This window comes from Streptomyces griseorubiginosus, assembly GCF_017614965.1.
GTDB classification, from domain to species: Bacteria; Actinomycetota; Actinomycetes; order Streptomycetales; family Streptomycetaceae; genus Streptomyces; species Streptomyces griseorubiginosus_B.
On the sequence record NZ_WVUG01000464.1, the window covers coordinates 1 to 4,926 of the forward strand.

General features: G+C 71.1%; 5 protein-coding genes. 3 read left to right on the plus strand and 2 right to left on the minus strand.

The window, feature by feature from the left end:
- Positions 1 to 122: 122 nt before the first annotated feature.
- Positions 123 to 695, plus strand: a complete 573-nt coding sequence (locus GRC12_RS41895) for a TetR/AcrR family transcriptional regulator (protein WP_439959947.1) — start codon at positions 123 to 125, stop codon at positions 693 to 695.
- A gap of 21 nt (positions 696 to 716) precedes the next feature.
- Here GRC12_RS41895 and GRC12_RS41900 read toward each other — a convergent pair whose 3' ends face one another.
- Both GRC12_RS41900 and GRC12_RS41905 read right to left on the minus strand, forming a co-directional pair.
- Positions 717 to 1,637: a DeoR/GlpR family DNA-binding transcription regulator gene (locus tag GRC12_RS41900; protein ID WP_207930074.1), complete on the minus strand. Its 921-nt coding sequence runs from the start codon at positions 1,635 to 1,637 to the stop codon at positions 717 to 719.
- 190 nt (positions 1,638 to 1,827) lie between these two features.
- Entirely contained in the window at positions 1,828 to 3,276 is a 1,449-nt protein-coding gene (locus GRC12_RS41905) for an NAD(P)H-quinone dehydrogenase (RefSeq protein ID WP_208785694.1), read from the minus strand.
- 107 nt (positions 3,277 to 3,383) lie between these two features.
- On the opposite strand from GRC12_RS41905, the gene GRC12_RS41910 reads away from it, so the two are divergent.
- Positions 3,384 to 3,821, plus strand: a complete 438-nt coding sequence (locus GRC12_RS41910) for a gamma-glutamylcyclotransferase (protein WP_208785695.1) — start codon at positions 3,384 to 3,386, stop codon at positions 3,819 to 3,821.
- 93 nt (positions 3,822 to 3,914) lie between these two features.
- A complete protein-coding gene (locus tag GRC12_RS41915; RefSeq protein WP_133049985.1) occupies positions 3,915 to 4,739 on the plus strand; it encodes a purine-nucleoside phosphorylase in 825 nt (274 codons plus the stop codon).
- Positions 4,740 to 4,926: the final 187 nt, after the last annotated feature.

The following is a 4,926-nucleotide window of genomic DNA, read 5'->3' on the forward strand; positions in this document are numbered from 1 at the left end:
TCCCCACCCCGACCGGCGTACCGCGATGGCATGCTGGACGCACGAGGAAGCATCGCGGGGAGCACATGGAGGGCATGGTGACCACGACGTCGGCGCGGACCGCGGACACCGGCGGTAGCGGGATGCCGCCCACCGCCCCGCGCCCCATGCGCGCCGACGCCCGCCGCAACTACGACCGGCTGCTCACCGAGGCCCGCGCGGCCTTCGCCACCCACGGCACGGACGCGTCCCTGGAGGACGTGGCCCGCCGCGCCGGCGTGGGCATCGGCACCCTCTACCGCCACTTCCCCAACCGCCACGCCCTGCTGAGCGCGGTCTTCGAGGACGCCGTCAACGACCTGCTCTCCCGGGCGAGGGAACTCCAGACGGCACCGGAACCGTGCACGGCACTGGTGACGTGGCTGCGAGAGGTCGTGACGCACGCCGGCGAATACCGGGGACTGGCCAGGGCGTTGATGTCCGTCTCATCGGACCGGGCCTCGGCCCTCGCCCGTTGCAGCACCCCCATGCGCGAGGCGGGAACGGCCTTGCTGACCCGAGCCCAGCAGGCCGGCAGAATCCGCGCGGACGTCGAGATGGGCGACCTGCTACAGCTGACGCACGCGATCGCCCTGGCGGCGGAGGAGTCACCGGCAGACCCACAACTGCCGGACAGACTGCTCGATCTGACCCTGAGAGGCTTGAAGGACGCCTGAGGACAGCGCCGCTGAGGGGCCTTACCGCCGCCGCATGTCCGCGACACGGGCCCGCTCAACCCCGGCGTCCCCCAGCACCGTCGCCGTCCTGAGGCCGGCCCCCGGAACCTGCCGCCGCTGTCCCGGCAGGGCCCGCGCCTGACGCGGGGGGACCGCATCGCCCCCCGGGTTCCCGGAGCCACCCGACGCCCCCGCCACGGCGATCTGCACGCCCTGGTCCGCCAGGGCCTGCAACTCCGTCGCCGCCCGGTCGTCGTGGGCCGGCGGCTCGTCCGTCACCAGCCGCGTGATCACATCCGTGGGCACGGTCTGGAACATCGTGTCCGTCCCGAGCTTGGTGTGATCGGCGAGCACGACGACCTCCGCGGCCGCCTGGACCAGGGCCCGGTCGACGGAGGCCGACAGCATGTTGGACGTGGACAGCCCGCGCTCCGCGGTGAGCCCGCTCCCGGACAGAAAGGCCCGTGAGACGCGCAGCCCCTGCAGGGACTGCTCGGCCCCACTGCCCACCAGCGCGTAGTTGGACCCACGCAACGTCCCGCCGGTCATCACGACCTCCACCCGGTTGGCATGGGCCAACGCCTGGGCGACGAGCAGGGAGTTGGTGACGACGGTCAGGCCGGGCACCCGGGCGAGCCGGCGGGCCAGCTCCTGCGTGGTCGTACCGGCCCCCACCACGATGGCCTCGCCTTCTTCGACGAAGCCCGCGGCGAGATCGGCGATGGCCGTCTTCTCGGCGGTCGCGAGATGGGATTTCTGCGGAAAGCCGGACTCCCGCGTGAAACCGCCCGGCAGTACCGCACCGCCGTGCCGGCGGTCGAGGAGTCCTTCTGCCTCCAGTGCGCGCACGTCCCGCCGTACGGTCACTTCAGAGGTCTGGACGACGCGGGCGAGCTCACGGAGCGACACGGCCCCGTTCGCTCGCACCATTTCGAGGATCAATTGGCGACGTTCTGCAGCGAACACGAAACTGACAGTAATGCCAACGACCGTCTGCTTTCAGCTGTTTGCGCCGAATAGCAGAAGTTGTTCGCACGCAAGCACGCCGAGTGGTATAGGGCCTACCCATCCCGCCTATGCCGCACGCACGCTCGACAACTCCCCGTGACCAGCGGGGAATCGCTTTCGGCCGTCAGACCTCGCCGCCGCTCTTGCGGGTGTGCAACTGCCGTGCCACCTCGGCGATCGACCCCGAAAGGGAGGGATACACGGTGAAGGCGTTCGCGATCTGTTCGACCGTCAGATTGTTGTCGACGGCGATCGAGATCGGATGGATCAGTTCCGAGGCGCGCGGCGAGACGACCACACCACCGACCACGATGCCCGTGCCGGGCCGGCAGAAGAGCTTCACGAAGCCGTCCCGGATGCCCTGCATCTTGGCGCGCGGGTTGCGCAGCAACGGCAGCTTCACCACGCGGGCGTCGATCTTCCCGCCGTCCACGTCCGCCTGGGTGTACCCCACCGTGGCGATCTCGGGATCGGTGAAGACGTTCGACGACACGGTCTTCAGGTTCAGCGGAGCGACGGCGTCACCCAGGAAGTGGTACATCGCGATACGCCCCTGCATCGCCGCCACCGAAGCGAGGGCGAACACACCGGTCACGTCACCCGCGGCGTACACACCGGGAGCCGTGGTCCTGGACACCTTGTCGGTCCAGATGTGCCCGGACTCCCGCAGCTTGACCCCGGCCTCCTCCAGGCCCAGCCCGGCGCTGTTCGGAATGGCACCGACAGCCATCAGACAGTGCGACCCGCTGATGACCCGCCCGTCGGACAGCGTCACCTCCACCCGGTCGCCGACCCGCTTGGCGGCGGCGGCCCGCGAGCGGGCCATGACGTTCATGCCGCGCCGGCGGAAGACGTCCTCCAGCACCGCGGCCGCGTCCGGGTCCTCACCCGGCAGCACCCGGTCCCGCGACGACACCAGGGTCACCTTGGACCCGAGCGCCTGGTAGGCGCCGGCGAACTCGGCGCCGGTGACACCCGACCCGACCACGATGAGCTCTTCCGGCAGCTCGTCGAGGTCGTAGACCTGGGTCCAGTTCAGGATGCGCTCGCCGTCGGGCTGTGCGTCGGGCAGCTCACGGGGGTGCCCACCGGTCGCGATGAGCACGGCGTCCGCGGTCAGCGTCTCCTCGCTCCCGTCGACGGCGGACACGACGACCTTCCGGGACCCGTCCAGGGCCTGCATGCCCTCCAGCCGCCCGCGCCCGCGCATGACCCGCGCGCCGGCCCGCGTGACGGAGGCGGTGATGTCGTGCGACTGCGCCAGAGCGAGCCGCTTCACACGCCGGTTCACCTTCCCCAGATCGACACCCACCACCCGGGCGGCCTGCTCCAGCGGCGGGGTGTCGTCGGCGACGATGATCCCCAGCTCTTCGTACGACGAGTCGAAGGTGGTCATCACCTCGGCCGTAGCAATGAGAGTCTTCGACGGCACGCAGTCGGTCAGCACCGACGCCCCGCCCAGACCGTCGCAGTCGACGACGGTCACCTCCGCGCCGAGCTGGGCGGCCACCAGGGCCGCCTCGTATCCGCCGGGTCCGCCACCGATGATCACGATCCGAGTCACGTACCCCATTGTCCCGCACCGCTCAAGGTGCTACTGCCCGGGGCCGTGGCAACGGGTTGGGCAAGGGGCGCCTGTTCCCTGTGAGCCCCCTGTTCTCCCTGCCGTACCCTCTCCCCATGTCGCTCTACGCCGCGTACGCCGGCAACCTCGACGCGCGGCTGATGACCCGCCGCGCCCCGCACTCGCCGATGCGCGCCACGGGCTGGCTGAACGGCTGGCGGCTGACGTTCGGGGGCGAGCACATGGGCTGGGAGGGCGCCCTGGCGACCATCGCCGAGGACCCCTTCTCCCAGGTCTTCGTCGCCCTGTACGACATCGCGCCGCCCGACGAGGACTCGCTGGACCGCTGGGAGGGCGTGGGCCTCGGCATCTACCGCCGGATGCGCGTCCGCGTCCACACCCTGGAGGGCGAGGAGTCGGCCTGGCTCTACGTCCTCAACGGCTACGAGGGCGGCCTCCCCTCGGCCCGCTACCTGGGCGAGATCGCGGACGCAGCCGAGTCGGCCGGCGCCCCCCACGACTACGTCATGGAACTCCGCAAACGCCCGTGCTGACCCCCCATTCGTTGGAAACGACAAGACAACGATCGCCATCCGGTGAGCTCCGTCATCTACGCGCGTAGGCCCAGACCAGCTACCCTCAGTCGCGTGAACGCATCTCTTCTTCCGGACGACATCCAGGGCGACCCGCACGCCGCCGCCGACGCCGCCGCCGCGCGCCTGCGCGAACTGACCGGCGCCGAGACCCACGACGTCGCCCTCGTGATGGGCTCCGGCTGGGCACCGGCGGTGGACGCCCTCGGCACCCCCGACGCCGAGCTCCAGGTCACCGAGCTGCCCGGTTTCCCGCCGCCGGCGGTGGAGGGCCACGGCGGCAAGATCCGCTCATACGCCATCGGCGACAAGCGCGCCCTGGTCTTCCTGGGCCGCACCCACTACTACGAGGGCCGCGGCGTGGCGGCGGTGGCCCACGGCGTCCGCACCGCGGTCGCCGCCGGCTGCAAGACGGTGGTCCTCACCAACGGCTGCGGCGGCCTCCGCGAGGGCATGCGCCCCGGCCAGCCGGTCCTGATCAGCGACCACATCAACCTCACGGCCACCTCCCCCATCATCGGCGCGAACTTCGTCGACCTCACCGACCTGTACTCCCCCCGCCTGCGCGCCCTGTGCAAGGAGATCGACCCCACCCTGGAGGAGGGCGTCTACGCCCAGTTCCCCGGCCCGCACTACGAGACCCCGGCCGAGATCCGCATGGCCCGCGTCATCGGAGCGGACCTGGTGGGCATGTCGACGGTCCTGGAGGCGATCGCCGCGCGCGAGGCAGGCGCCGAGGTCCTGGGCATCTCCCTGGTCACGAACCTGGCGGCGGGCATGACGGGCGAGCCCCTGAACCACGAGGAGGTCCTCCAGGCCGGCCGCGACTCAGCGACCCGCATGGGCTCACTGCTGGCGCAGGTCCTGGACCGGCTCTGAAGTCGCCGAAAGGTGGGGCCGCATTCCGTCGTAGGCGTGTGCGGGCCCGTCGTGGCCGCTCGCGCAGTTCCCCGCGCCCCCATGGGGCGCGTCGCAGCCGCCGTACGTGCGAAGGGGACGGGGCGGGGGGTGTCCGCCCGCAGTGTCGGGCGTCAACAAACAGCACCGCATAACCCAGAGCACCGCC

Coding starts and splice junctions, on each gene's coding strand:
- GRC12_RS41895 (WP_439959947.1), top strand. CDS start 123: ATGCCGCCCACCGCCCCGCGCCCCATGCGCGCCGACGCCCGCCGCAAC.
- GRC12_RS41905 (WP_208785694.1), bottom strand. CDS start 3,276: ATGGGGTACGTGACTCGGATCGTGATCATCGGTGGCGGACCCGGCGGA.
- GRC12_RS41910 (WP_208785695.1), top strand. CDS start 3,384: ATGTCGCTCTACGCCGCGTACGCCGGCAACCTCGACGCGCGGCTGATG.